24 protein-coding genes are annotated in these 21,092 nt (G+C 41.0%); 2 read left to right on the plus strand and 22 right to left on the minus strand.

Translation table 11 applies throughout. The annotated features are described in order from the left end of the window. From DWY37_RS02645 to tgt, 5 genes are all read right to left on the minus strand, one after another. Complete coding sequence (locus DWY37_RS02645; RefSeq protein WP_117697035.1) at positions 1–384, minus strand: PAS domain-containing protein; 384 nt, start codon at positions 382–384, stop codon at positions 1–3. Beyond that, entirely contained in the window at positions 368–1,348 is a 981-nt protein-coding gene (locus tag DWY37_RS02650) for a nucleotidyl transferase AbiEii/AbiGii toxin family protein (RefSeq protein ID WP_117697033.1), read from the minus strand. Before DWY37_RS02650 ends, DWY37_RS02645 begins: the two co-directional genes overlap by 17 nt. Beyond that, the gene (locus DWY37_RS02655) at positions 1,335–2,099 is read right to left on the minus strand and encodes a type IV toxin-antitoxin system AbiEi family antitoxin domain-containing protein (RefSeq protein ID WP_117697031.1); all 765 of its coding nucleotides are present in this window, start codon (positions 2,097–2,099) and stop codon (positions 1,335–1,337) included. Before DWY37_RS02655 ends, DWY37_RS02650 begins: the two co-directional genes overlap by 14 nt. A 227-nt stretch (positions 2,100–2,326) precedes the next feature. Beyond that, positions 2,327–2,662, minus strand: coding sequence for a preprotein translocase subunit YajC (yajC, locus tag DWY37_RS02660; protein WP_022243061.1), 336 nt, complete (start codon positions 2,660–2,662; stop codon positions 2,327–2,329). Positions 2,663–2,759: 97 nt separating this feature from the next. Beyond that, positions 2,760–3,911 carry a tRNA guanosine(34) transglycosylase Tgt gene (gene tgt / locus DWY37_RS02665; RefSeq protein WP_117697028.1) on the minus strand — a complete coding sequence of 384 codons (1,152 nt, stop codon included), beginning with the start codon at positions 3,909–3,911 and terminating at the stop codon, positions 2,760–2,762. 145 nt (positions 3,912–4,056) lie between these two features. Between tgt and aroC the strand changes: the two genes are divergently transcribed. After that, positions 4,057–5,160, plus strand: coding sequence for a chorismate synthase (gene aroC, locus DWY37_RS02670; protein WP_118172663.1), 1,104 nt, complete (start codon positions 4,057–4,059; stop codon positions 5,158–5,160). 96 nt (positions 5,161–5,256) lie between these two features. Here the strand turns inward: aroC and coaBC are convergent, their stop codons facing one another. The 12 genes from coaBC to mtaB form a co-directional block, all read right to left on the minus strand. Then, entirely contained in the window at positions 5,257–6,450 is a 1,194-nt protein-coding gene (coaBC, locus tag DWY37_RS02675; protein WP_117697025.1) for a bifunctional phosphopantothenoylcysteine decarboxylase/phosphopantothenate--cysteine ligase CoaBC, read from the minus strand. 5 nt (positions 6,451–6,455) lie between these two features. Beyond that, positions 6,456–7,301, minus strand: coding sequence for an ECF transporter S component (locus tag DWY37_RS02680; RefSeq protein WP_022243065.1), 846 nt, complete (start codon positions 7,299–7,301; stop codon positions 6,456–6,458). A 235-nt stretch (positions 7,302–7,536) separates the two neighbouring features. Then, positions 7,537–8,589: a lactonase family protein gene (locus DWY37_RS02685; protein WP_117697022.1), complete on the minus strand. Its 1,053-nt coding sequence runs from the start codon at positions 8,587–8,589 to the stop codon at positions 7,537–7,539. Positions 8,590–8,592: 3 nt separating this feature from the next. Next, positions 8,593–9,819: a peptidase U32 family protein gene (locus DWY37_RS02690; protein WP_117697019.1), complete on the minus strand. Its 1,227-nt coding sequence runs from the start codon at positions 9,817–9,819 to the stop codon at positions 8,593–8,595. Positions 9,820–9,854: 35 nt separating this feature from the next. Beyond that, positions 9,855–10,496 (minus strand): O-methyltransferase, encoded by a 642-nt coding sequence (locus DWY37_RS02695; RefSeq protein WP_117697016.1) that lies wholly within the window; start codon positions 10,494–10,496, stop codon positions 9,855–9,857. Then, entirely contained in the window at positions 10,493–10,882 is a 390-nt protein-coding gene (locus DWY37_RS02700; RefSeq protein ID WP_022243069.1) for an endolytic transglycosylase MltG, read from the minus strand. Before DWY37_RS02700 ends, DWY37_RS02695 begins: the two co-directional genes overlap by 4 nt. Before the next feature lie 15 nt (positions 10,883–10,897). After that, complete coding sequence (locus DWY37_RS02705; protein WP_022243070.1) at positions 10,898–11,242, minus strand: YlbF family regulator; 345 nt, start codon at positions 11,240–11,242, stop codon at positions 10,898–10,900. 15 nt (positions 11,243–11,257) lie between these two features. Beyond that, positions 11,258–12,922, minus strand: a complete 1,665-nt coding sequence (locus DWY37_RS02710; RefSeq protein ID WP_022243071.1) for a ribonuclease J — start codon at positions 12,920–12,922, stop codon at positions 11,258–11,260. A gap of 66 nt (positions 12,923–12,988) precedes the next feature. Next, positions 12,989–13,249: a DUF1292 domain-containing protein gene (locus DWY37_RS02715; RefSeq protein ID WP_117697013.1), complete on the minus strand. Its 261-nt coding sequence runs from the start codon at positions 13,247–13,249 to the stop codon at positions 12,989–12,991. A gap of 2 nt (positions 13,250–13,251) precedes the next feature. Beyond that, positions 13,252–13,689: a Holliday junction resolvase RuvX gene (gene ruvX / locus DWY37_RS02720; RefSeq protein ID WP_022243073.1), complete on the minus strand. Its 438-nt coding sequence runs from the start codon at positions 13,687–13,689 to the stop codon at positions 13,252–13,254. 10 nt (positions 13,690–13,699) lie between these two features. Beyond that, positions 13,700–13,963 carry an IreB family regulatory phosphoprotein gene (locus tag DWY37_RS02725; protein ID WP_022243074.1) on the minus strand — a complete coding sequence of 88 codons (264 nt, stop codon included), beginning with the start codon at positions 13,961–13,963 and terminating at the stop codon, positions 13,700–13,702. A 136-nt stretch (positions 13,964–14,099) separates the two neighbouring features. Beyond that, the gene (mtaB, locus tag DWY37_RS02730; protein WP_117697010.1) at positions 14,100–15,452 is read right to left on the minus strand and encodes a tRNA (N(6)-L-threonylcarbamoyladenosine(37)-C(2))-methylthiotransferase MtaB; all 1,353 of its coding nucleotides are present in this window, start codon (positions 15,450–15,452) and stop codon (positions 14,100–14,102) included. A gap of 89 nt (positions 15,453–15,541) precedes the next feature. Here mtaB and DWY37_RS02735 point away from each other — a divergent pair, with 89 nt between their 5' ends. After that, positions 15,542–15,772, plus strand: coding sequence for an HPr family phosphocarrier protein (locus DWY37_RS02735; RefSeq protein ID WP_022243076.1), 231 nt, complete (start codon positions 15,542–15,544; stop codon positions 15,770–15,772). A 182-nt stretch (positions 15,773–15,954) separates the two neighbouring features. Here DWY37_RS02735 and thiI read toward each other — a convergent pair whose 3' ends face one another. The 5 genes from thiI to DWY37_RS02760 all read right to left on the minus strand — a co-directional run bounded on the left by thiI (position 15,955) and on the right by DWY37_RS02760 (position 20,830). Beyond that, the gene (thiI, locus tag DWY37_RS02740) at positions 15,955–17,142 is read right to left on the minus strand and encodes a tRNA uracil 4-sulfurtransferase ThiI (protein ID WP_117697007.1); all 1,188 of its coding nucleotides are present in this window, start codon (positions 17,140–17,142) and stop codon (positions 15,955–15,957) included. 17 nt (positions 17,143–17,159) lie between these two features. After that, positions 17,160–18,326 carry a cysteine desulfurase family protein gene (locus tag DWY37_RS02745; RefSeq protein ID WP_117697004.1) on the minus strand — a complete coding sequence of 389 codons (1,167 nt, stop codon included), beginning with the start codon at positions 18,324–18,326 and terminating at the stop codon, positions 17,160–17,162. A 30-nt stretch (positions 18,327–18,356) separates the two neighbouring features. Then, positions 18,357–19,097: a 16S rRNA (uracil(1498)-N(3))-methyltransferase gene (locus DWY37_RS02750; RefSeq protein WP_022243079.1), complete on the minus strand. Its 741-nt coding sequence runs from the start codon at positions 19,095–19,097 to the stop codon at positions 18,357–18,359. Between the two features lie 5 nt (positions 19,098–19,102). Continuing rightward, positions 19,103–20,059 (minus strand): 50S ribosomal protein L11 methyltransferase, encoded by a 957-nt coding sequence (gene prmA, locus DWY37_RS02755; RefSeq protein ID WP_117840942.1) that lies wholly within the window; start codon positions 20,057–20,059, stop codon positions 19,103–19,105. A gap of 240 nt (positions 20,060–20,299) precedes the next feature. Continuing rightward, positions 20,300–20,830: a molecular chaperone DnaJ gene (locus DWY37_RS02760; RefSeq protein WP_242986051.1), complete on the minus strand. Its 531-nt coding sequence runs from the start codon at positions 20,828–20,830 to the stop codon at positions 20,300–20,302. Between the last annotated feature and the right edge of the window lie 262 nt (positions 20,831–21,092).

The following is a 21,092-nucleotide window of genomic DNA, read 5'->3' on the forward strand; positions in this document are numbered from 1 at the left end:
TTACCACAAATCATATTTTTCCATGGTTTCCGCATTTCTGAATTCGTGCTTCTCATAGTAGCCAATCAGCTTTTCTTCAGCATCCCTTAACGCAACCATATACACATCTTTATTCTGCTTCTCATTATGGGAGGTATAGATGAGATTGTGGCTTTCATCTGCTGCGAACCAGTCGATTACCTGCTGGATGCGTTTTTGCGATTCTTCATTATGGCAGTTTAAAAGACTTCTTCCAATAAGGCTTTCACCGCCCCATTTCTCATAGCTTTTTACTGCAGTTGGATTCATATAAATGATTTCGTGCTTTAAATTGCATATCACAACGGAACAACGATCCTGGTCAATGATGCTTTTAAAATATGTTGCGTTAATGTCTGTCTGCATGGTTATGCTCCTTTTCTTTCTGTTCTTTCATTTTCCATATTGCCATAGGATGACTACAAATATTATCTAAAATTACTTTATCATCAAACAACAACTCTGGTCTATACTCTTTTCTTTCAAATGCCTCTAAATATTCTCTTTCTTCTGGTGTCAACATCATAAGTTCCTGTATATATGTTTTTGCCTTCTTCTTTCTCTCTTCCAGATTAAAATTATCTTTCTTCCTCAAAACCGGAAACAAATCTCTCCTGATTTTCGTAAAATTCAAGCCATCAATTGCAGATGTGTCAAAATTCCTGTTAATTACTTCTGCTGATACTGAAGCATAAAATATAATACATTTTCGTAGAAGAATTTCTTCCTCTTTTCCAAATAAACCATATGTTATCATATTATTGAAATCATATAAGTCCCTCGCTGCAGCCCTGCTCATTAATGCATTTGCCTTGGCAGCAAAAATTTCCATCGGATGTAACGTCCGAATCATCACATCTTCCCGAAACATATCCGTCACAATTTTCCTGTTTGTGGGTTCAAACAAATGCGACCGCAAGGAATAATTAATTTCCACCTTGATATTATCCCTATTTCCGCCTGCATTTTGATATAAAAACAAAAATGCATCTAAGCTATGGCTATATCTTGATGCTTCAGACCGGTGATACCCCAATTCTTCCATGTATTCACATAATTGCTCTGTAATCTGTTTTCTATGCATCTGCGTATCATCTTTGGATAAGTTCGGAGTAAAATCCAAATCAATATCTACCGACAAACGTGGCAGATTGAATATTGTCATATTAATTGCTGTACCACCTTTTAACGCCAAATGCTCCCTTAAATACGGATCACTGTTAATATATTTCAACACTTCTTTCAAACGTAGCACTTTTTCAAATGTATCTCTGACAAATCCTGCCTGTTTTGCCGCTTTTTCTAATTCAATTTTTTTATATGCTATCATGTAACACCCCATTTTTCATGCCATATATATCATTTGGAACAACCAGCTTCCAACTGTTGTCATATTTTCCACCCGTCATCTCCTTCGTCAGATATCGCTTACTTTTTCCGATTTTTCCCCTGCAAAATTCAAAAAAATCATCACTTAATCCAAGCTTATTTTTATACGCCCAAAGCAGATACCCTGTCTTTTGATACAGGAACTGATTATGATACGCTTGCAGATACTGTAACAAACGTTTTTCCTGTAAGTGTGTCACTGCTTCTATATCTGCTATTACCTCCTCAATGCCGGCTATTTTATCCATATCTTTAATACTGTCAACAACTGTCCTCTCCTTAGTTGTCACCCGTATACCACCACTGTACATAATCTCTTCAATACCGATATCACACTTTGAAGCAACATAACAATAATTATAACCATCAAATTCAAACTCTTTAAATGGTGTTTTAGACGAAACATATATATCATAATATATCTGATCACCCATACCATAATATTCCATTGCTGTATGATGCGATATATACGATGATTCCGTAATAGCACATCCTATCTGGTACTTGTTTGCAACAGGACTATCTGTTTCTCCACTTATGCAAGTGTACATATTCTTTTTTATCCGAACAATGCGCCCCTTATTCAACAACCGTCGAACTGCTGAACTGGCTGATTCCATATTATGATAAAACTGATTCACATCATTTAATGTAAATACCGGTTTTTTTAGCAGTTCATAATATACATTCATAAATGATTAACCTCATTTTTTCTTTTATTATTATCTATACTAACTTATTTAACAGTGTATTTCAAGTTTATTTTTTATTTCAAACAGTTTGCTTTTAAACTGTTTGTATGTTTTTTTAAACTTTTTTTCTTTGCAAACTATAAGAAACACGATTTGCGGGTTTCTCACATAAAAAAATCCGTGGCTTGTACATCTCGCACACTCCACGGATTTTCTAAGGTCTTATCTTATTTCTTCTCTTTGGTTTCTTTTGCTTCTACTGCTTCTTCCGGTTTTTCGATTGCTGCAATTGCGGCTTTCTGCATTGGGATACGGCAGTTTCTGTTGCTGCCAAACTCAACGATAACAGTATCATCTTCAGATACGTCAATTACGATTCCGTAGAAACCGCTGGTTGTCAGTACGGTATCACCTACTGCCAACTCTGACATCATCTGCTCTTTCTTCTTTGCTTCTTTCTTCTGTGGACGAATCATGAAGAAGTATACAAATACAACCATAATTACTACCCACATAATAATGCTTCCCCAGGCCTGTGCCTGCTGTGATGCTAAAATAGACATTTCTTTTCCTCCTGAATTACAAACTTAAGTTCATGAAAAACATTGTACACAAAAAGACTGCGTTTCACAAGTATTTTCCCGATATTTCATTCTTTTTTTAGATTTGTGCCTCTTTTTCCCTGTTTATCTGGTTCATACCATAGAGTTTTTCCTCTTTGTATGACTTATAATTGCCGGCATCAATGGCGTCTCTGATTTCTTCCATCATGGTATTGTAGAAATACAGATTGTGTAATACGCAAAGACGCATACCAAGCATTTCCTTTGCCTTTAACAAATGGCGGACATAGGCTCTGCTGTAGCGGCGGCAGGTCGGACACTGACAGCCTTCCTCGATTGGGCGCATATCCTTTTCATATTTCTTATTGAAAAGGTTAATCTTTCCCTGATTGGTATAAAGATGTCCGTGGCGGCCATTACGGGTCGGATATACACAGTCAAAGAAATCCACGCCACGGTCTACTGCCTCTAAAATATTTGCCGGAGTTCCGACACCCATAAGATAGGTTGGTTTCTCAAGTGGCAGATATGGAACGGTCTGGTCTAAGATATCATACATCTCTTCGTGGGTCTCGCCTACTGCAAGTCCACCTACTGCATAGCCATCTAAATCCAATTCACTGATTCGCTTTGCATGGTCAATCCGGATATCCGGATAAATGGCTCCCTGGTTAATTCCAAACAGCATCTGATTTTTATTAATGGTATCTTCCAACCCATTCAGTCTTGTCATTTCCGCCTTACAGCGTGCCAGCCAGCGGGTTGTTCTGGCTACGGATGCCTCTACATATCCACGGTCAGCCAGTGCCGGTGCACATTCATCAAATGCCATAGCAATGGTGGATGCCAGATTAGACTGTATCTGCATACTTTCTTCCGGTCCCATGAAAATTTTTGCTCCATCAATGTGAGAATGGAAATAGACTCCCTCTTCTTTGATTTTACGGAGTCCTGCCAGTGAAAATACCTGGAATCCACCGGAATCGGTAAGGATTGGTTTGTCCCACACCATGAACTTGTGCAGTCCGCCCAGCTCTTTGATTAATTTATCTCCCGGACGTACATGCAGATGATAGGTATTGGATAATTCCACCTGTGTCTTAATCTGCTCTAAGTCTTCGGTAGAAACAGCTCCCTTTATGGCAGCGACCGTTCCTACATTCATAAACACCGGGGTCTGTATATCACCATGTACGGTATGAAAAATGCCCCTCTTTGCTCTTCCATCCTGTTTTAATAATTCGTACATATAATCTCCTGTTTCTATTCTTTTTACAAATACTATCCTAGCATACCTTGTTTTCGCACTTTTTGCAACTGTGGGATTGCCAGTATCTGAAAAATCTTCTATAATAGAGTCTGACTTTTTTACAAAAACAAATCAGGAGGATGCTATGGCAGGCTCAACTATTGGAACTAACTTTAAAATTACAACCTGGGGAGAATCACACGGATCAGGAATCGGTGTCGTAATTGACGGCTGTCCTGCCGGACTTTCCCTTTGTGAAGAAGATATACAGACCTATTTAAACCGGCGTAAGCCGGGACAATCTGCTTTCTCTACCCCGCGGAAAGAGGATGATGCAGTACATATTCTTTCCGGTGTCTTTGAAGGCAGAACCACCGGAACTCCAATCTCACTGATTGTGGTAAATGAAAACCAGCATTCCAAAGACTACCGTGAGATTGCTTCCTACTATCGTCCGGGACATGCTGACTTTACCTTTGATGCCAAATACGGTTTCCGGGATTACCGTGGTGGCGGACGTTCTTCCGGCCGTGAAACTATCGGACGTGTGGCTGCCGGTGCGGTTGCCGCAAAGATTTTAAAGGAACTTGGCATTGAGATTCTCACCTACAGTAAGAGCATCGGTCCCATCACCATTGACGAAACCAGATTTGACACCGCAGAAATCACGAAGAATCCGCTCTATATGCCGGATGCAGATGCTGCTGCAAAAGCTGCTTCCTATCTGGAAGAATGCAAAGCCATGCAGAACTCTGCCGGCGGTATTATCGAATGTGTTATTACCGGTGTTCCTGCCGGAATCGGTGACCCGGTATTCGAAAAAATCGATGCAAATTTAGCCAAAGCAATTTTCTCCATTGGTGCTGTAAAAGGCTTTGAAATCGGTGATGGATTTGCAGTTGCTGCTGCTACCGGACTTACCAACAACGATGCCTTTGTAACGGATGAAAACGGTTCTGTCACAAAAGAAACCAACCACGCCGGCGGTATCTTAGGCGGCATGAGTGATGGCTCGCCGATTGTATTCCGTGCTGCCATCAAGCCGACTCCTTCCGTTGCTTCCACCCAGAAGACCATAAATAAAAACGGCGAGGAAATCGAAATCAATATCAAGGGACGTCACGATCCGATTATCGTTCCAAGAGCTGTTGTGGTTGTCGAATCCATGGCTGCCATTACTATTTTCGATGCCATGCTTTCTAACATGAGTGCCCGGATGGATGGAATCAAAGATTTCTACAAGAAATAAAGGCTTCTATCAGAAATAGCAAAATCCCTGTCTGCTACAAGTCACAAACTCAGGTGACCTTCCGCTGACAGGGATTATTATTATTATTATTATTTTCTACGCCTGCATTTTGCTTAGAATCTCATCAAAGATAGCTGAGGCAACTTCATCCTTCGACATAATCGGAAACTCTTTTTCTTCTGATTCTGTAATCAAAGTTACCACATTGGTATCGGTACCAAATCCGGCTCCCGCTGTCTTAAGATTATTGGCAACAATCATATCAAGCTTCTTCTTTTCTAACTTGGCTTTGGAATTTTCTTTCAGATGCTGTGTCTCCATGGAAAATCCACACAGGAACTGGTTTTCCTTCCGGGCAGAAACTGTTCCTAAAATATCTTTCGTGCGTTCCATTTCCAACATCAGTCCGCCATCGGCCTTTTTGATTTTTTCATCCGCAACGGTCTTTGGACGGTAGTCCGCTACTGCTGCCGCCATGACTACAATGTCCTGTTCTGCAAATGCATCTGTGACAGCCTGATACATTTCTTCTGCCGTAACAACCGGAATTGTATTTACAAAAAATGGCTCTTCAAGGCTGGTCGGTCCGGTGACCAGTGTTACCTCTGCCCCTCTTCTTGCCGCATTCTTTGCCAGTGCATAACCCATTTTTCCGGTGGAATGGTTGGTCACATAACGTACCGGGTCAATTGCCTCCCGGGTGGCTCCTGCTGTGATGAGAACCTTCTTTCCTGTCAGGTCTTTCTCACAGGCAGCTTCCTGCAGAATATATTCTAACAGTTCTTCCGGTTCCGGAAGTTTTCCCCTTCCGGTATCGCCACAGGCAAGATAGCCTGAGGATGGCTCAATAATGTGATAACCATATGTTCTTAGCTTCTTAAGATTATCCTGTGTTAACGGATTATCAAACATATGTGTATTCATTGCCGGGGCAAGATATATCGGAGCCTCACAGGCTAACATGGTAGAAGTGAGCATATCATCTGCAATTCCGTGTGCCAGCTTTGCAATGACATCTGCAGATGCCGGAGCAATCATCACCACATCTGCTTCCTGTGCCATAGCAATATGTGCCACATGATATCCGCTGTTGCGGTCAAAGGTGTCGTCAATCACCTTATTACCAGTCAGTGTCTCAAAGGTAACCGGTGATATAAACTGCTCTGCATTTTTCGTCATAATCACATGCACATCTGCGTGCTGCTTTACCAGCATACTGGCAAGCGAAGCCGCTTTATATGCTGCAATACTGCCTGTCACTGCCAGTAATATATTCCTGCCCTTTAACATATGAATTACCTCCTGTGTACTTTATTCAATACCATTCCAATTGCTGCTACCAGAACGGCTGCTACAATTGCTTCTATAATTCCATTAAAGCTGATAACGCCAAGGATTACGCCCATAACTGCGCCCGGCTCAATGCTCAATGCATTGGCATATGCCTCTTTATAGAAAATATAAATCATCGGCATTACAAGCAGTGTATTGGTCAATGCACCAGTCACGCCGGCATAGACATAGCCCAAGAATCTGCCATCCTTCTTTCTCCCGGTCAGTTCCACTACAATAAAATAAATAACTGCTGCAGCTGCACCTGATATCCAGCCAATCATTTCCTTCGAATCTGTTGTCAGCATTTTAGCAAAGAACGCATGGATACCAACCAGTAAAAGTACACTGATTACAAGATTACTGATTACCTTTGCAGCCTTTGCATGGCTGGATGTGGTTAATTTTACAATTCCACGATATACGAAATATGGGATGATACCTACTAAAATTCGTGGTACAAAACAGATAATGGTACTCTTTACCACTCCTGCTGCGCCATCGATGCTGCTTGCCAGTATCGGTGAAAATACAAATGCTGACATAGAAGTTGGCATCAATGTATTTTTAATAAAACTGGTTAATCCAAATACAAATCCCAAAAAGGCACCTTTTTTCGGTCCGCAGAAAATTGCACCTAAAATAACCGGTATATGGATAATCGTTGCATTAATTACTACTAAAGGAATAAATCCTAACGGGGTAAAAGCCATTACGACGATAATGGCGGTAAATAAAGCTGTCAGAACCAGCTCATAAGATTTTGGGATACTTCTGTCCCTGGTAAAAGCTACGTTTTTTTCACTCATAGTCTCTTCCTCTTTTCTTAAATTTTCTTTTTTCTCCGCATTTTAAGGCTTTGCGGCCAAGCACTTCCATTGATAGCCTCCGGACCGGTAGGCTTCAACCGTGTTATTCTATCATAGTTTTTCCAAAAAAGAAAGATGTCGTCTGTTATTTTTTTAACAAATGACATCTTTTTTTACCCTTTTTACATGAATACCGAAAAATGCCTGGTTAAAGCATGTTTCCCGCAGTTCGCTTCTAACTTAGTTTATGGATGTAAATGCAATTCGGTTTATCTACCGGAATTGGTCTCTCTTCCATCAGAATGTACTTCTTCTCATAATCCACCTTAAACATGGTAATCTCATTGGTCTCATTATTAAGACTCATGAAATGCATTCTATCCGGACAGATACCAATCATTTTCGGATAATCACCACTGATTTTCGAATTACACATCATGGTAAGACATCCGCTCTCTTTATCAATTTTATAAATCGATACGGAGTTTGCACCTGCATTACTGCAGAATAAATATTCGCCATCCATTGTCACTTCCAAACCGGATGCAGCGCAGACATCAGCTTCCTTTGGTGTCGTTGTTGTAATAGTCTGAATCTTCTCAAAATGCGGCTGGTCATTTTCTAACATATAGGAAAATACCTCTATCTGATTCAACAGCTCATAAAGAATATAAGCAAATCTTCCATCACGGCTGAAGCGGATCATATGCGGTGCAGATTCCAACGGACAACGGATGATATCTGCTAACTTCATCTTTCCCTTTTCATAATCAATCCGGTAAATCTTTACATGATCTAATCCATTATCCACTGCACACAAGAACTTCTCGTCCGGTGTCAGCTTCACGCAGTCTACATGTGGCTTGGAGCTTCGCTCTGCAATGGTCCGTCCCATTCCCTTATGAAAAATACCGTCTGCGATTTCTCCGATGCTGCCGTCTTCCTCCAACTTCATCATGGTCACTCTGCCATCATGATGACCGCCTACGAAAAGATAACGGTTCTTACTGTCCACTTCCACATAACAGCCACGCATACCGCCAATCCACTGCTTGTTCATTGGCTCAAGGTCTCCGTCCGGCAGAATGTGAAATGCTTCCACGCCTTCATCTGCGATGGAATATAAGAATCTGCCATCCTTCGATACCAGCAAATCGGAAGGATTATTGATGGGAACCACTTTCCGTTCCTTCATTTCTCCGCTTTTTGCATCCAAATCATATAAATGGATTCCGATACTGTTCTCATGGGTATACGTTCCGACATAAACAACATACTTTTCTTCCATAGGTCATTCCTCCTGTCTGCGTAAAATATCATACATCTCCAGTTCCTGTCCTAAATCAATGTAAAGCACCTGTTTTGGATGTGGTGCTGATTCCATTTCGTTTCCATCTTCGTCCACAATCCGTTTTACGGTAACCGGAATATTTCTTCCATCCGGTTTCATGACTTCAATCTGTTCCCCTACGGAGAATTTATTTCTCTGTTCAATTCGATATAATCCCTCTTCGTTGCGTTCTCCTACAATTCCAAGGTAGGTATACTCTTTGATATAAGTGTTATTATCGTAAATCTGGCTCTCTTCCGAAGGCTTTCCAAAGAAAAAGCCGGTGGTAAACTGGCGATAAGTACAGTTAGAAATCTGTTCTAAATACCAGTCCATATTTTCTTTATATTTCTCCGGTGAGGTAAGATAATCATCAATGGCTTTCCGGTAAGTACGTGCCACAGTAGCAACATAAAGTGCTGTCTTCATACGTCCTTCTATCTTAAAGGAATCAATACCTGCCTCAATCAGTTCCGGGATGTGCTCAATCATGCACAAATCCTTGGAGTTAAAAATATAGGTACCACGTTCATTTTCATAAACCGGCAGATACTCTCCCGGACGTTTTTCCTCTACCACTGCATATTTCCAGCGGCACGGATGAGTGCAGGCTCCCTGGTTGGCATCTCTTCCGGTAAAATAATTGCTTAAAAGACATCTTCCGGAATAAGAAATACACATTGCTCCATGCACAAATGTCTCGATTTCCATTTCATCCGGAATATTTTTGCGAATCTCAGCAATCTCATTTAAAGAAAGCTCTCTTGCTGTTACCACACGCTTTGCGCCCTGGTTCCACCAGAACTGATACGTTCCATAGTTGGTATTATTGGCCTGGGTACTGATATGACGCTCGATTTCCGGGCAGATTTCTTTTGCAATGGTATAAATACCCGGGTCAGAAATAATCAGGGCATCCGGCTTGATTTCCTTTAACTGTGTAAAGTACTCTCTTACACCTTCCAAATCCCCATTGTGAGCCAGTATATTTGCTGTTACATAAACTTTTACACCATGCTCATGGGCAAACTGGATGCCCTCTGCCATATCCTCCATGGAAAAGTTTTTTGCCTTCGCACGAAGTCCAAATACTTCTCCGCCGATATATACGGCATCTGCTCCATAAATGACTGCAATTTTTAATACTTCCAGACTGCTGGCTGGAATCAGTAATTCTACCGGTCTCATTGATTTATTTCTCCTAATATTTCAATCTGTATCATCTATTTCTTAATGCTAATGGTAACGCCGTCTCCAATCGGAAGCACCGATGTGGTAAGACTGTCATTGTGTGTCAGTTCATAAAGATATTCCCGCATTCTCTTATGAATGGTCCGGTTTCTTCTGGTTACTGCATAATGGGATTCGATAATATCCCCCTCCTGCAGCACATTGTCAGATACCAGTAATGCTCCAGGCTTCATCAGCCGAAGAATATCCGGCAGGAAATTGATATACTGTCCCTTTGCCGCATCCATAAAAAGAAAATCATAAGGATCTTCTAACGTCTTTAACACCTCTGTGGCATCTCCCGGAATCAGTGTGATTTCTTTCTCTTTTCCGGCACGTTTGAAATTTGCCTGTGCAATAGGAATTCTTTTCTCGTAATTTTCTATGGTTGTAATCCGGCATGGCACCGGATTATATTCTTCCATCAGAAGTGCAGAAAATCCTACTGCAGTTCCCACTTCCAAAATCCGCTCCGGCCGCTTTAATGCCAGCATGGATTTTAAAAAGCTCTGCATTTCCTTACGGATAACCGGCACATAATTCTTCTTTGCCTCTGCCTCAATTTCCTCTAAAAGCGGTGTATTTCCACTGTCTAAGGAATTGATATACGTTACTAATCGTTCCTCTACTATCACGTTGTACCCTCTGTATCTTTTTCCGAAACCGGTGACATGGCTTCCATCATTTCTTTCGCTGTCATGGAAGTATTCAGCGTATATATTCCCGGTTTGATTTTTTTAGAATACGCAGAAAGCTTTAACTGCACTGCAAAAAGCCTGGCATCACGGATAAGTCCTTTCTCCTCTAACATACTTCCAATATCACTACCGGACATTCCAGCCTCTATCTGAACCACAATATCCTTGCCATCACCGGATGACACCGGCTGCTCTGTATACACGCGATATCCGAAATCATATGCATAGCTTCCTGCCTTAAAAAGTACAAAAATCACCAGTACAACAACAAGAACAGAAAAACTGATTCGGACAATTTTCATCACAATCTTACTGGCACTCATCGCACAACCTCTCCATTATCTTTCGTTTACAAAACCTACTTCAAAATTCAGGCCGCCAACCAGTCTGAAATTAATTTTCTGCAGCAGACGGCAGAATGCAAGCTCTGCTGTCATAAATTCTTCTGCAACCGGATTCTTGCGGATATCTATATTTTCCCGCTCCAGCTGGTCTACTTCCCAGAACAGATCCACATTTTTACTGTTCTGGATCTGGTAATTCTTCTGGCGGAATGCAAATACAATCTGCTCTAATTCCGGATTCGCATGCAGCTTATTCTTTGCTTCCTGATAACGCTTATATTCATTGGTATCCTGAATTGCATTTACAAGTTCTGTTACCTTATCTTCTACTACGCTCATGTTCATCCACCCACATTAAACTTCCATAATAATTGGAATAATCATCGGTCTGCGCTTTGTCTCTTTCCAGACAAAATCACCTAAAGCATCTTTGATTTCTGTCTTAATCTTGCTCCAGTCTGTAATATTCTTATCCATGCAGTGTTCCATGGTTCCCTCTAATACATGACGGGCTTCCTCCATCAGGCTTTCTGCCCCACGTACATAGACAAATCCTCTGGATACGATGTCCGGTCCTGCCAGCACCATTCCGGAGCCACTTTCCAATGTCATTACAACAATAATGATTCCTTCTTCTGCCAGATGCTGTCTGTCACGCAATACAATATTTCCTACGTCACCAACACCAAGTCCGTCTACCATGACATCGCCTACCTGTACATGTCCGGTAACTGCTGCGCTTTCCTCATCCAGTTCTAATACATCACCGGAAGACAAGAGGAAAATATTTTCTTTATCAATGCCAAGTTCTTCTGCAATCTTAGCCTGGGCAACCAGATGACGGTATTCTCCATGAACCGGAATTGCATATTTCGGTTTTACCAGTGAGTAAATCAGTTTGATATCCTCCTGACAGGCATGACCGGAAACATGAACATCCTGGAAAATAACCTCTGCACCTTTCATGGTCAGTTCATTAATGACACCGGACACTGCTTTTTCATTACCCGGAATCGGGTTGGAACTAAAAATAATGGTATCCTTTGGTTTAATTGTTATCTTACGATGCATGCCGGATGCCATACGGGATAATGCCGCCATGGATTCTCCCTGGCTTCCTGTTGTAATGATAACCGTCTGCTCATCCGGATAATTCTTCAGCTGTTCAATATCAATCAGGGTCTGCTCCGGGATGGTAAGGTATCCCAGCTCAGACGCAATCGTAATGATATTTACCATGCTTCGTCCTTCAATCACTACTTTTCTGCCATACTTATTGGCAGAGTTCATAATCTGCTGTACACGGTCTACATTGGATGCAAAAGTTGCAATAATGATTCGTGTGTTCTTATGGTCAGCAAAAATATTATCAAAGGTCTTTCCTACGGTACGCTCCGACATGGTAAAGCCAGGACGCTCTGCATTGGTGGAGTCACACATCAATGCCAGTACACCCTTCTTACCAATCTCACCAAAACGCTGTAAATCGATAGCATCACCATATACCGGTGTATAATCCACTTTAAAGTCTCCGGTGTGGACAACTGTTCCTGCCGGTGAATAAATGGCAAGAGCTGCCGCATCCTGAATACTATGGTTGGTACGGATAAATTCCACGCGGAAGCAGCCTAAGTTAATATGCTGTCCGTATTTTACTACCTTACGTTTTACTTTCTTGAGCATATTATGCTCTTCTAACTTGTGTTCGATAATTGCAATCGTAAGCTTGGTTGCATAAATCGGCACATTGACTTCTTTTAAAATATAAGGGATTGCTCCGATATGGTCTTCGTGACCATGGGTAATAAAAAATCCCTTTACCTTGTCAATATTATCTTTTAAATAAGTCACATCCGGGATAACAAGGTCTACACCAAACATGTCATCCTCCGGGAATGACAGACCGCAGTCCACAACAATAATACTGTCTTCGTATTCAAAGGCAGTTATGTTCATTCCAATCTGCTCTAATCCGCCTAATGGAATGATTTTCAATTTTGAGTTTGCTTCTTTTTTCAAAATATTACCTCCATAAATTCTTTCTTTTCGCGCTCATTGCATTTGTCCGCAATTACATAAGTTCTCCTAGAATTCAATGTCTACATCTTCCATTAATTCTGCGAAAATTTTTGCAAGTGCTTCTAACTCTTTATCATCTTCCACCATTTCATAGATGGTATTGTGATCATCTTCATTCTGTGTTTCTTTTAAAATAAATGCATCCGAATCACCCTCTTCGTCTACTGTGACAAGAAGGTAATTGATTCCCCGTATGGTTGTCTGCTCTAATACATAAAATTCTGCTGGCTCATTGGTATCCGGGTCTGTAAAATTTACTTTTTCCATATTTACTCCTGATTCTTTTCATTCTGCAGATAGTCAAGGTATCCCTGTAAAATAAAGGATGCCGCTATCTGATCCACATATTCTTTGCGATTCTCTCTTCGGATTCCGGCTTCCATCATAAGATTATCCGCCGCAACAGTAGTAAGGCGTTCGTCCCACAGCTCTACTGTAAGTCCGGTACGCCTTTCTAACATTTCTTTAAATTCTAAGGTTTTTTCACAACGCTCGCCTTCACTATTATTCATATTTTTCGGAAAGCCGAGAACAATTTTCTCCACGTTATATTCTTTGATTAATTCTTCAATACGTGCCAATGTCTGACGCAGCTTATTTTCTGATTTTCTGCGCACAATCTCAATTCCCTGTGCAGTAATAAGCAGTTCATCGCTAACGGCAACTCCAACGGTTTTAGAACCGAAGTCAAGACCGATTATCCGCATCAACTGCCTCCTACTTCCATGAATTTGTATGGATATATTCCTTTAATATCTCTTCTACAAGTTCGTCACGTTCTACTTTCATAATCAGACTTCTTGCATTATTGTGACTGGTAATATAAGTCGGATCACCAGACATAATATATCCAACAATCTGATTGACCGGATTGTATCCTTTCTCGGATAATGCCTCGTATACAATCTTAAGTACATCATGTACCCTGATTTCCGGTTCTTTTTCAACTCTAAAATATTGTGTGTTATTCATGTTCTGCATTTTTTCACGCCCTTATTTTGCTCTTTTGTTCTTCCTAATGAAAAAGCATCGCTAAATCTATTCTAATATAAAGTACTGCAAAATTCAACCATTATTCAAAATACACTTCTCATACACTTATCTTTTCCCGATAATTCTACTCTGCTTTTTCAATATTTTCCATCCGGTATACATCTGCTGAAATCCGTCCGGTCACGATGCCTTTCACCAAAATATTTTCTTCCCCTTCTGCCTCCGGCACTGCTATCTTTACATATTCTTTGGTATATCCGGTAAAATATACATTTCCTGCGATTTCATCGGTTTCTTCTAATAATATTTCTTCCGGTCTGCCAACATAATACTCCCGGAATTCTTCTGACATTTCCTGTGCCAGTGCCAAAAGCACCTTACTGCGTTCTGTCTTCACCTGTTCTGGCACCTGATCCGGCATCACTGCTGCCTTCGTACCTTTGCGCTTGGAATACTTGAAAATATGCATCTCATAAAAATGAATCCGCTCTAAGAATTCCTTCGTTGCCTCAAATTCTTCCTCTGTTTCTCCCGGGAATCCTACGATAACATCTGTGGTAATTGCCGGATGGGTAAAATATTTCCGAATCAGCTTACAGCCTGCTTCATAAGTGGCTGTATCATATTTCCGGTTCATCCGCTTTAAGGTTGCATCACATCCGCTTTGCAGGGACAGGTGAAAATGCGGACAGATTTTTTCTAATTTTGCCAGCTCTTTCACAAAATTCTCATCGATGATTCCAGGCTCCAAGGAACCCAGACGAATCCGGCGAATACCTTCTACTTTATGCACTTCCTGAATCAGATGTAAAAGATTATCTCCATGGTCTAATCCATAGGAACTTAAATGGATTCCGGTCAGTACCACTTCCTTACAGCCATTTGTTGCAAGTGTCTCCACTTCACGCACGACCTCTTCTGCCTTACGGCTTCTGATTCTACCTCTCGCATATGGAATAATACAATATGTGCAGAACTGGTTGCAGCCATCCTGCACCTTTAAGAAAGCTCTGGTATGTTCTTCTGTCCGGCTGATAGACAGCGCTTCATATGCTCTGCCTTTCTCATTAATATCGCAGATATTTTCCTTCCAGTCATCCACTCCTTCAGTTTCTTCGTTTGCATTTTTCTTCTGGTTCATACAGTTTTCAATAAGCTCCACCAGTTCATGTTTCTTGTCATTTCCGATAATGATATCCACGGATAAATCCCTTGCTGCTTCTTCCGATGAAGTCTGGACATAACAGCCGGCAGCGACAACGATACTGTCCGGATTTTCTTTTTTTGCTTTATGAAGCATCTGGCGGGATTTCCGGTCTGCCATGTTGGTTACCGAACAGGTGTTAATTACATAGACATCCGCCTGTTCCGTAAAAGGAACAATCTCATAACCTGCCTGTTCTAATAACTGCTGCATAGCCTCCGTCTCATATGCGTTCACCTTGCATCCCAAATTGTGCAATGCTGCTTTTTTCATTCGATTTTTTCCTCACTTCTAGTTGACTTTTACCTCCAAAGAAGTTACTATTAAGAAAAAGTATTTATAGCAACCAAGGAGGTCTTACTATGAAAACAGTTCAAATTTCATTAAACTCAATCGATAAGGTGAAATCCTTCGTAAACGCAATCACACAGTTCGAATTTGATTTCGACTTAATCTCTGGAAGATACGTTATCGATGCTAAATCTATCATGGGTATCTTCAGCTTAGATTTATCCAAACCAATCGACTTAGCAATCCATGCAGAGTCTAATCTGGATGAGATTATGGAAGCATTAAAACCTTATCTTGTATAATTGAATTGATGTAAATGAATTGGGGGGATTGCGAAAGCAATCCCTTTTTTTATTTGTGCAGGAACCCGCTACGCTGTGCGAGTCCCTTATTTAATTCCGTTTCTATATATTGCTCTGCTTTTATATATTATCTGTTTCTACGTAATATTCTGCTTCTAAACAGCATTCTATTTCTATTCACACTACTCTGCTTCTACATGAATCACTTCTACCGTATCAATTGCAGTCTGCATCAGTTCATCAATCTTCTCTTCTAACTTTGTTTCAGATTTCTTGATGTATTCAATGTTCGGTTTGGTAACCGGATGCTTTGCCACAAAAATGGTACAGCAGTCTTCAAACGGCTGGATAGATGTCTCATAGGTATCAATTTTTTCTGACACTTCTACGATTTCCTGCTTGTCAAATCCAATCAATGGGCGGTATACCGGCATGGTACATACTTCGTTGGTTGCCGCTAATGACTGCATGGTCTGGCTTGCAACCTGTCCGATACTCTCTCCGGTAATCAGTCCTAAACAGCGGTTTTCTTTAGCAAAATGCTCTGCCAGTTTCATCATATAGCGGCGCATGATAATAGTAAGCTCCTCATGTGGACATTTCTCATAAATATAAAGCTGGATATCGGTAAAATTCACTACATGAAGATTGATAGGTCCGCTGTATCTTGCTACCAGTTTTGCCAGATCCACTACCTTCTGTTTTGCACGTTCTGAAGTATATGGCGGTGCATGAAAATAAGTTGCGTCCAACGCTACTCCACGTTTTGCAATCATATAACCTGCTACCGGACTGTCGATTCCGCCGGATAATAATAACATTGCTTTTCCGTTAGAACCTACCGGCATTCCACCCGGTCCCGGAATTTCCTTGGAATAAATATTGATAAGGCTTCTGATTTCAATGCAGACCATAACCTCCGGGTTATGCACATCTACCTTGCTCTCCGGGAACGCATCTAAGATTTTTCCACCCAGTTCAGCATTGATTTCCATGGAATCAAGAGGATAATTCTTTCTTGCTCTCCTTGCATTTACTTTAAAGGTAAAGTTCTTTTCCGGATATTCTTTACCCAGATAATCTACCACTGTCTCCGCTAATTTATCGAAGCCTTCATCCTCTACCTGAAGTAATGGACAGAATCCTACAATACCAAATACACGGCTTAATGCTTCTACGGTCTCGTCATAATCATAGTCATCGGATACTACATTGACATAGATTCTTCCCTGCTCTTTGGTTACTTCAAACTCGCCCTCTGCTGTCTTTAACGCATGGCGGATCTGCTCCATTAACATATTTTCAAAAATATAACGGTTCTTTCCCTTTACTCCGATTTCTCCATATTTTACCAGAAATGATTTATACATATGATTTCCTTTCTCTTTTAATGTCTTGTATATTTCTTCAATACCGGAAGCAGCTCTCCCAGTACTTCTAATGCGTAATCAATCTCTTCTTCCGTTGTATGCACACTGAAGGAAAAACGCAGTGTGGAATCCAGAAGGTTTTCCTTTAAATGAATGTTTCTAAGGGTCTTGCTTCCCTTCTGTTTGCCTGCATGATTATTGGAAGAACAGGCAGAACCGGAAGATACATAAATCCCCCTGTCTTCCAGTGAATGTAATAATACTTCACTTCGGATTCCTTCAAAGCTGACGCTGACGATATGTGGTGCAGAATCCTCTCCGGTCTTTCCATTTACATGGGTTCCTTCCAGCTTTTCGATTCCGTTGATAAAACGCTGCTTTAATCCGTAAAGATGCGCTCTCTTTTCATCCAGATTCTCATAGATTTCTTCTGCTGCTTCTCCAAGACCTGCAATTGCCGGTACATTTTCTGTTCCGGAACGCATTCCCTTCTGCTGTCCACCGCCTAATATCAGCGGCTTTAATTTCGTCTTTTCCTTCACCCAGAGGAATCCGCTTCCCTTTGGACCATGAATCTTATGTCCGCTGACGGAAAGCATGTCTATGCCAAGCTTCTTTGGATAGATATACATTTTTCCATAAGACTGGATTGCATCTACATGAATCAGTGTAGCCGGATTCTTTTTCTTAATAAGCTCTGCAGCTTCTGCAACCGGCTCGATGGCTCCGATTTCATTATTTACCTGCATCATGGAAACAAGAATAGTCTGTTCCGTTACTGCTTCTTCTAATTCTTCCAGTGAAATAATTCCATTCTCATCCACAGAAAGATAAGTAATGTCAAAGCCCTGCTCCTTTAAGAATTCCATTGGATTCTCTACGGATGCATGTTCAATGGATGTGGTTATAATATGATTTCCCGCTCTGCGGTTTGCCATTGCAGCACCGATAATCGCAAGGTTATTTGACTCCGTTCCACCGGATGTAAAGATGATTTCTTTTTCTGATACTCTTAATGTTTTTGCTATTTTCTTCTTTGCAGTCTCAACAAATCGTTCTGCCTCAATTCCTTTCATATGAAGGGAAGATGGATTGCCATAATCCTTCGTCAGAAGGTCTACCATTAACTGACACGCCCGGTCACTGCAGCGGGTGGTCGCAGAATTATCCAGATATGCTTCCATACTTTTCTACACTTTCTTACTGTTTTTTCGTTATATACGGCTCTCTAATTGCAGCATCAGCATGGACATCATGCAGATACCTGCTGTATCTGTCCGAAGTATCCTTCTTCCTAAGGATATGGACTGCATGGTCTCTCTTGCTTTTGCAATCTCTTCCTCTGCAAATCCGCCTTCCGGTCCTATCATAATGCTGATACTCTTCCCCGGTTCGATTTGCTCTAATACTGTCCTGGTCCCTTCCATGCCATTTTCATTTTCATAAGGCACTAAGCGGATATCACAGTTTTCTGCCAGCTTTAAGGCTTCCTTGAAAGATACTACTTCATGAATCTTTGGAATGATACTGCGCTTTGACTGTTTTGCTGCAGTCTCTGCCTGCGCCTGCCATTTTTGTACCCGTTGTGCTGCCTTTTTTCCTTCCAGCTTTACCACACAGTATTTCATGGCTACCGGAATGATTTCATAGACACCAAGTTCTACTGCCTTTTCAATCACCGTTTCCATCCGATCTCCCTTCGGCAGTGCCTGAAATAAATAGATTTTAGACGGAAGCTCGGTTCCTTCTTCGTCCACAGATACTATGTCTGCCTGCACGAAATTTTCTCCGGTTTCTGCAATCTTACAAAAATAATTGCCACCTTCCCGGTCACTGATGCGAATCGTCTCTCCGATTTTCATACGCAGTACATTCCGGATATGATTTACATCGCTTCCGGTTATGGTAACATATTCTTTGCCCACCTGGCTTTTTTCAACAAAAAACTGATGCATCTATTTTACCTCTGATTTTTCCGTGCAGTTACATTGACCCATTCGCCCTGATGGTTGACTTCTAAGATTTCAAAGCCTGCCTGCTCTAAAGCTTCTTTTACTTCGTTTTCTTTAAAATCAATAATTCCGGAAGTAATAAGCACTCCCTGCTCTTTCGCACACTGATAAAGTGCCGGTGCCATCGGAATAATAATATCCGCTAAAATATTCGCTACGACCAGATCATAACCTGTGCCAATCTTTTCCTGAAATGCTTTATCGTCAATCAGGTTTCCAACATAAAATTCACCTGAATTTTCTGCCAGATGATTGACTGTCATATTTTCATGAGTTGATGTGATACAATCTCCATCCACATCCGTGCCCACTACGCTGCCTGCACCAAGCTTTAATGCTGCAATGGATAAGATTCCACTGCCGCATCCTACATCCAGAACACGCTCGCCCTCTTTTAAATATTTACGAATCTGGCGGATACAAAGCTGTGTTGTCTCATGCTTTCCAGTTCCAAAGGAAATACCCGGGTCAATCTCGATTAAGAATTTATTTTTATCCTCTTCCTTTAATGGTTCCCAGGTTGGTTTGATTAAAATATCATCGATATAAAAAGACTGAAAAAACTGTTTCCAGTTATTAATCCAGTCAATATCCTCGGTCTGGCTGGAGGTAATATCTCCGCTTCCGATTTCTACCATGCTTCTTAACTGCTCTAAACCAATGCGGACTGCCTTTAAAGTCTCGGTATGGTCTTCGCCTGCCTCTAAATAAAAGCTGACTTTGCTTTTTCCTTCGTCTGGTGGAAGCTCCGGCGGAAAATCAATAAACATTTCTCCTGTTTCTTCTTTCGTCAATGGTACATTATCTTCGATTTCAATTCCTTCAATGCCATTTTCTGATAACATCATGCTGATAAAATCCTCAGCTTCTGTTGTTGTATCTATTGTATATTTATCCCATTTCATAGTTTCTGCTCCTGTTCTTATCTTAACCTTCTATTATAAAAAGCAAACATTTTAATCTTAACATAGCTTTTTATTTTTCGCAACTGTAAGGGAATCAACGGCAACCAGCAGACAGCTTCTTTAGATACATAGCGACGCCTATGCATGTCTGGTAACACAAAAACAGCGGAACATATTTCTTCTGCCCGCTGATTTTCCTGTTTATTGCTATGTCATTGCTGTGCTATTATTGCAATCTTATTACTGATATTTTACTTCCAGTTTCTGCATCAGCACCTGATATTCCCGGTTAATTTCCTGAATGGTACCGGTGTCTCCATTGAGATTATCCGGATGATATATTTTAATCAAATCCTTATAACGCTTCCGCAATGATTTTTCATTGCCCACGCCCATAAAGAACATTTCTCCCTTCACCACATTGGATGATTGGTTTCTATTCTCCTGTTCAAATTCATGTACTCTGCTGTAAAAGTCTCTCTGACGCTCCATTTTCTGCTTTTCGGCAGCAAGTTTCTGAAGTTCACTTTCTAATATTTTCCACTTCATGTCAAAAAGATGCTGTTCCCGCTTCATCCGCTCCTGTTCAAGATTCTTCTCCATCTCGAATTTCCGCTTCTGACGTTCTAACTCCCTCTGATGGTGTTCCATCTCGCGTTTGGAATTTTCCAGTTCTCTCCTTGTATGTTCCAGTTCCACAGTCTGCTGAAAACACCATTTATCAAACTGTGCTGCATCCTTCTTAATCACAGCGCTGTTATGCTGCTTCATAAATCTCTCTCCTTGTCTCATAAACGGTTGCCTAAATCAACATATGGTTACAAAAAACTTATGAATCAGAAACAGTATACAATATGTTGTCACAAAATGCAACAACGAGAAACTCACTTTTGCAGTTTTCCCGAATTATCACAATACTCAACTACGAGAAACACGCTTTGCGAGTTTCTCGAGTTATCGCGGTGCTCGCCAAATCTGCAAGCATGCGATTTTTCTCGCTACTCGCGTAAAAAAAGCTGCCTCCATTTTTCAG

Origin of the sequence: Roseburia sp. AF25-13LB (assembly GCF_003478915.1) — a bacterium.
Classification (GTDB): Bacteria; Bacillota; Clostridia; order Lachnospirales; family Lachnospiraceae; genus Roseburia_C; species Roseburia_C amylophila.

Bases quoted from the DNA above. Each gene is read 5' to 3' on its own strand.
- DWY37_RS02645 (WP_117697035.1), bottom strand. From the start codon at position 384: ATGCAGACAGACATTAACGCAACATATTTTAAAAGCATCATTGACCAG.
- DWY37_RS02650 (WP_117697033.1), bottom strand. From the start codon at position 1,348: ATGATAGCATATAAAAAAATTGAATTAGAAAAAGCGGCAAAACAGGCA.
- DWY37_RS02655 (WP_117697031.1), bottom strand. From the start codon at position 2,099: ATGAATGTATATTATGAACTGCTAAAAAAACCGGTATTTACATTAAAT.
- yajC (WP_022243061.1), bottom strand. From the start codon at position 2,662: ATGTCTATTTTAGCATCACAGCAGGCACAGGCCTGGGGAAGCATTATT.
- tgt (WP_117697028.1), bottom strand. From the start codon at position 3,911: ATGTACGAATTATTAAAACAGGATGGAAGAGCAAAGAGGGGCATTTTT.
- aroC (WP_118172663.1), top strand. From the start codon at position 4,057: ATGGCAGGCTCAACTATTGGAACTAACTTTAAAATTACAACCTGGGGA.
- coaBC (WP_117697025.1), bottom strand. From the start codon at position 6,450: ATGTTAAAGGGCAGGAATATATTACTGGCAGTGACAGGCAGTATTGCA.
- DWY37_RS02680 (WP_022243065.1), bottom strand. From the start codon at position 7,301: ATGAGTGAAAAAAACGTAGCTTTTACCAGGGACAGAAGTATCCCAAAA.
- DWY37_RS02685 (WP_117697022.1), bottom strand. From the start codon at position 8,589: ATGGAAGAAAAGTATGTTGTTTATGTCGGAACGTATACCCATGAGAAC.
- DWY37_RS02690 (WP_117697019.1), bottom strand. From the start codon at position 9,819: ATGAGACCGGTAGAATTACTGATTCCAGCCAGCAGTCTGGAAGTATTA.
- DWY37_RS02700 (WP_022243069.1), bottom strand. From the start codon at position 10,882: ATGAGTGCCAGTAAGATTGTGATGAAAATTGTCCGAATCAGTTTTTCT.
- DWY37_RS02705 (WP_022243070.1), bottom strand. From the start codon at position 11,242: ATGAGCGTAGTAGAAGATAAGGTAACAGAACTTGTAAATGCAATTCAG.
- DWY37_RS02715 (WP_117697013.1), bottom strand. From the start codon at position 13,249: ATGGAAAAAGTAAATTTTACAGACCCGGATACCAATGAGCCAGCAGAA.
- ruvX (WP_022243073.1), bottom strand. From the start codon at position 13,689: ATGCGGATAATCGGTCTTGACTTCGGTTCTAAAACCGTTGGAGTTGCC.
- DWY37_RS02725 (WP_022243074.1), bottom strand. From the start codon at position 13,963: ATGCAGAACATGAATAACACACAATATTTTAGAGTTGAAAAAGAACCG.
- mtaB (WP_117697010.1), bottom strand. From the start codon at position 15,452: ATGAAAAAAGCAGCATTGCACAATTTGGGATGCAAGGTGAACGCATAT.
- DWY37_RS02735 (WP_022243076.1), top strand. From the start codon at position 15,542: ATGAAAACAGTTCAAATTTCATTAAACTCAATCGATAAGGTGAAATCC.
- thiI (WP_117697007.1), bottom strand. From the start codon at position 17,142: ATGTATAAATCATTTCTGGTAAAATATGGAGAAATCGGAGTAAAGGGA.
- DWY37_RS02745 (WP_117697004.1), bottom strand. From the start codon at position 18,326: ATGGAAGCATATCTGGATAATTCTGCGACCACCCGCTGCAGTGACCGG.
- DWY37_RS02750 (WP_022243079.1), bottom strand. From the start codon at position 19,097: ATGCATCAGTTTTTTGTTGAAAAAAGCCAGGTGGGCAAAGAATATGTT.
- prmA (WP_117840942.1), bottom strand. From the start codon at position 20,059: ATGAAATGGGATAAATATACAATAGATACAACAACAGAAGCTGAGGAT.
- DWY37_RS02760 (WP_242986051.1), bottom strand. From the start codon at position 20,830: ATGAAGCAGCATAACAGCGCTGTGATTAAGAAGGATGCAGCACAGTTT.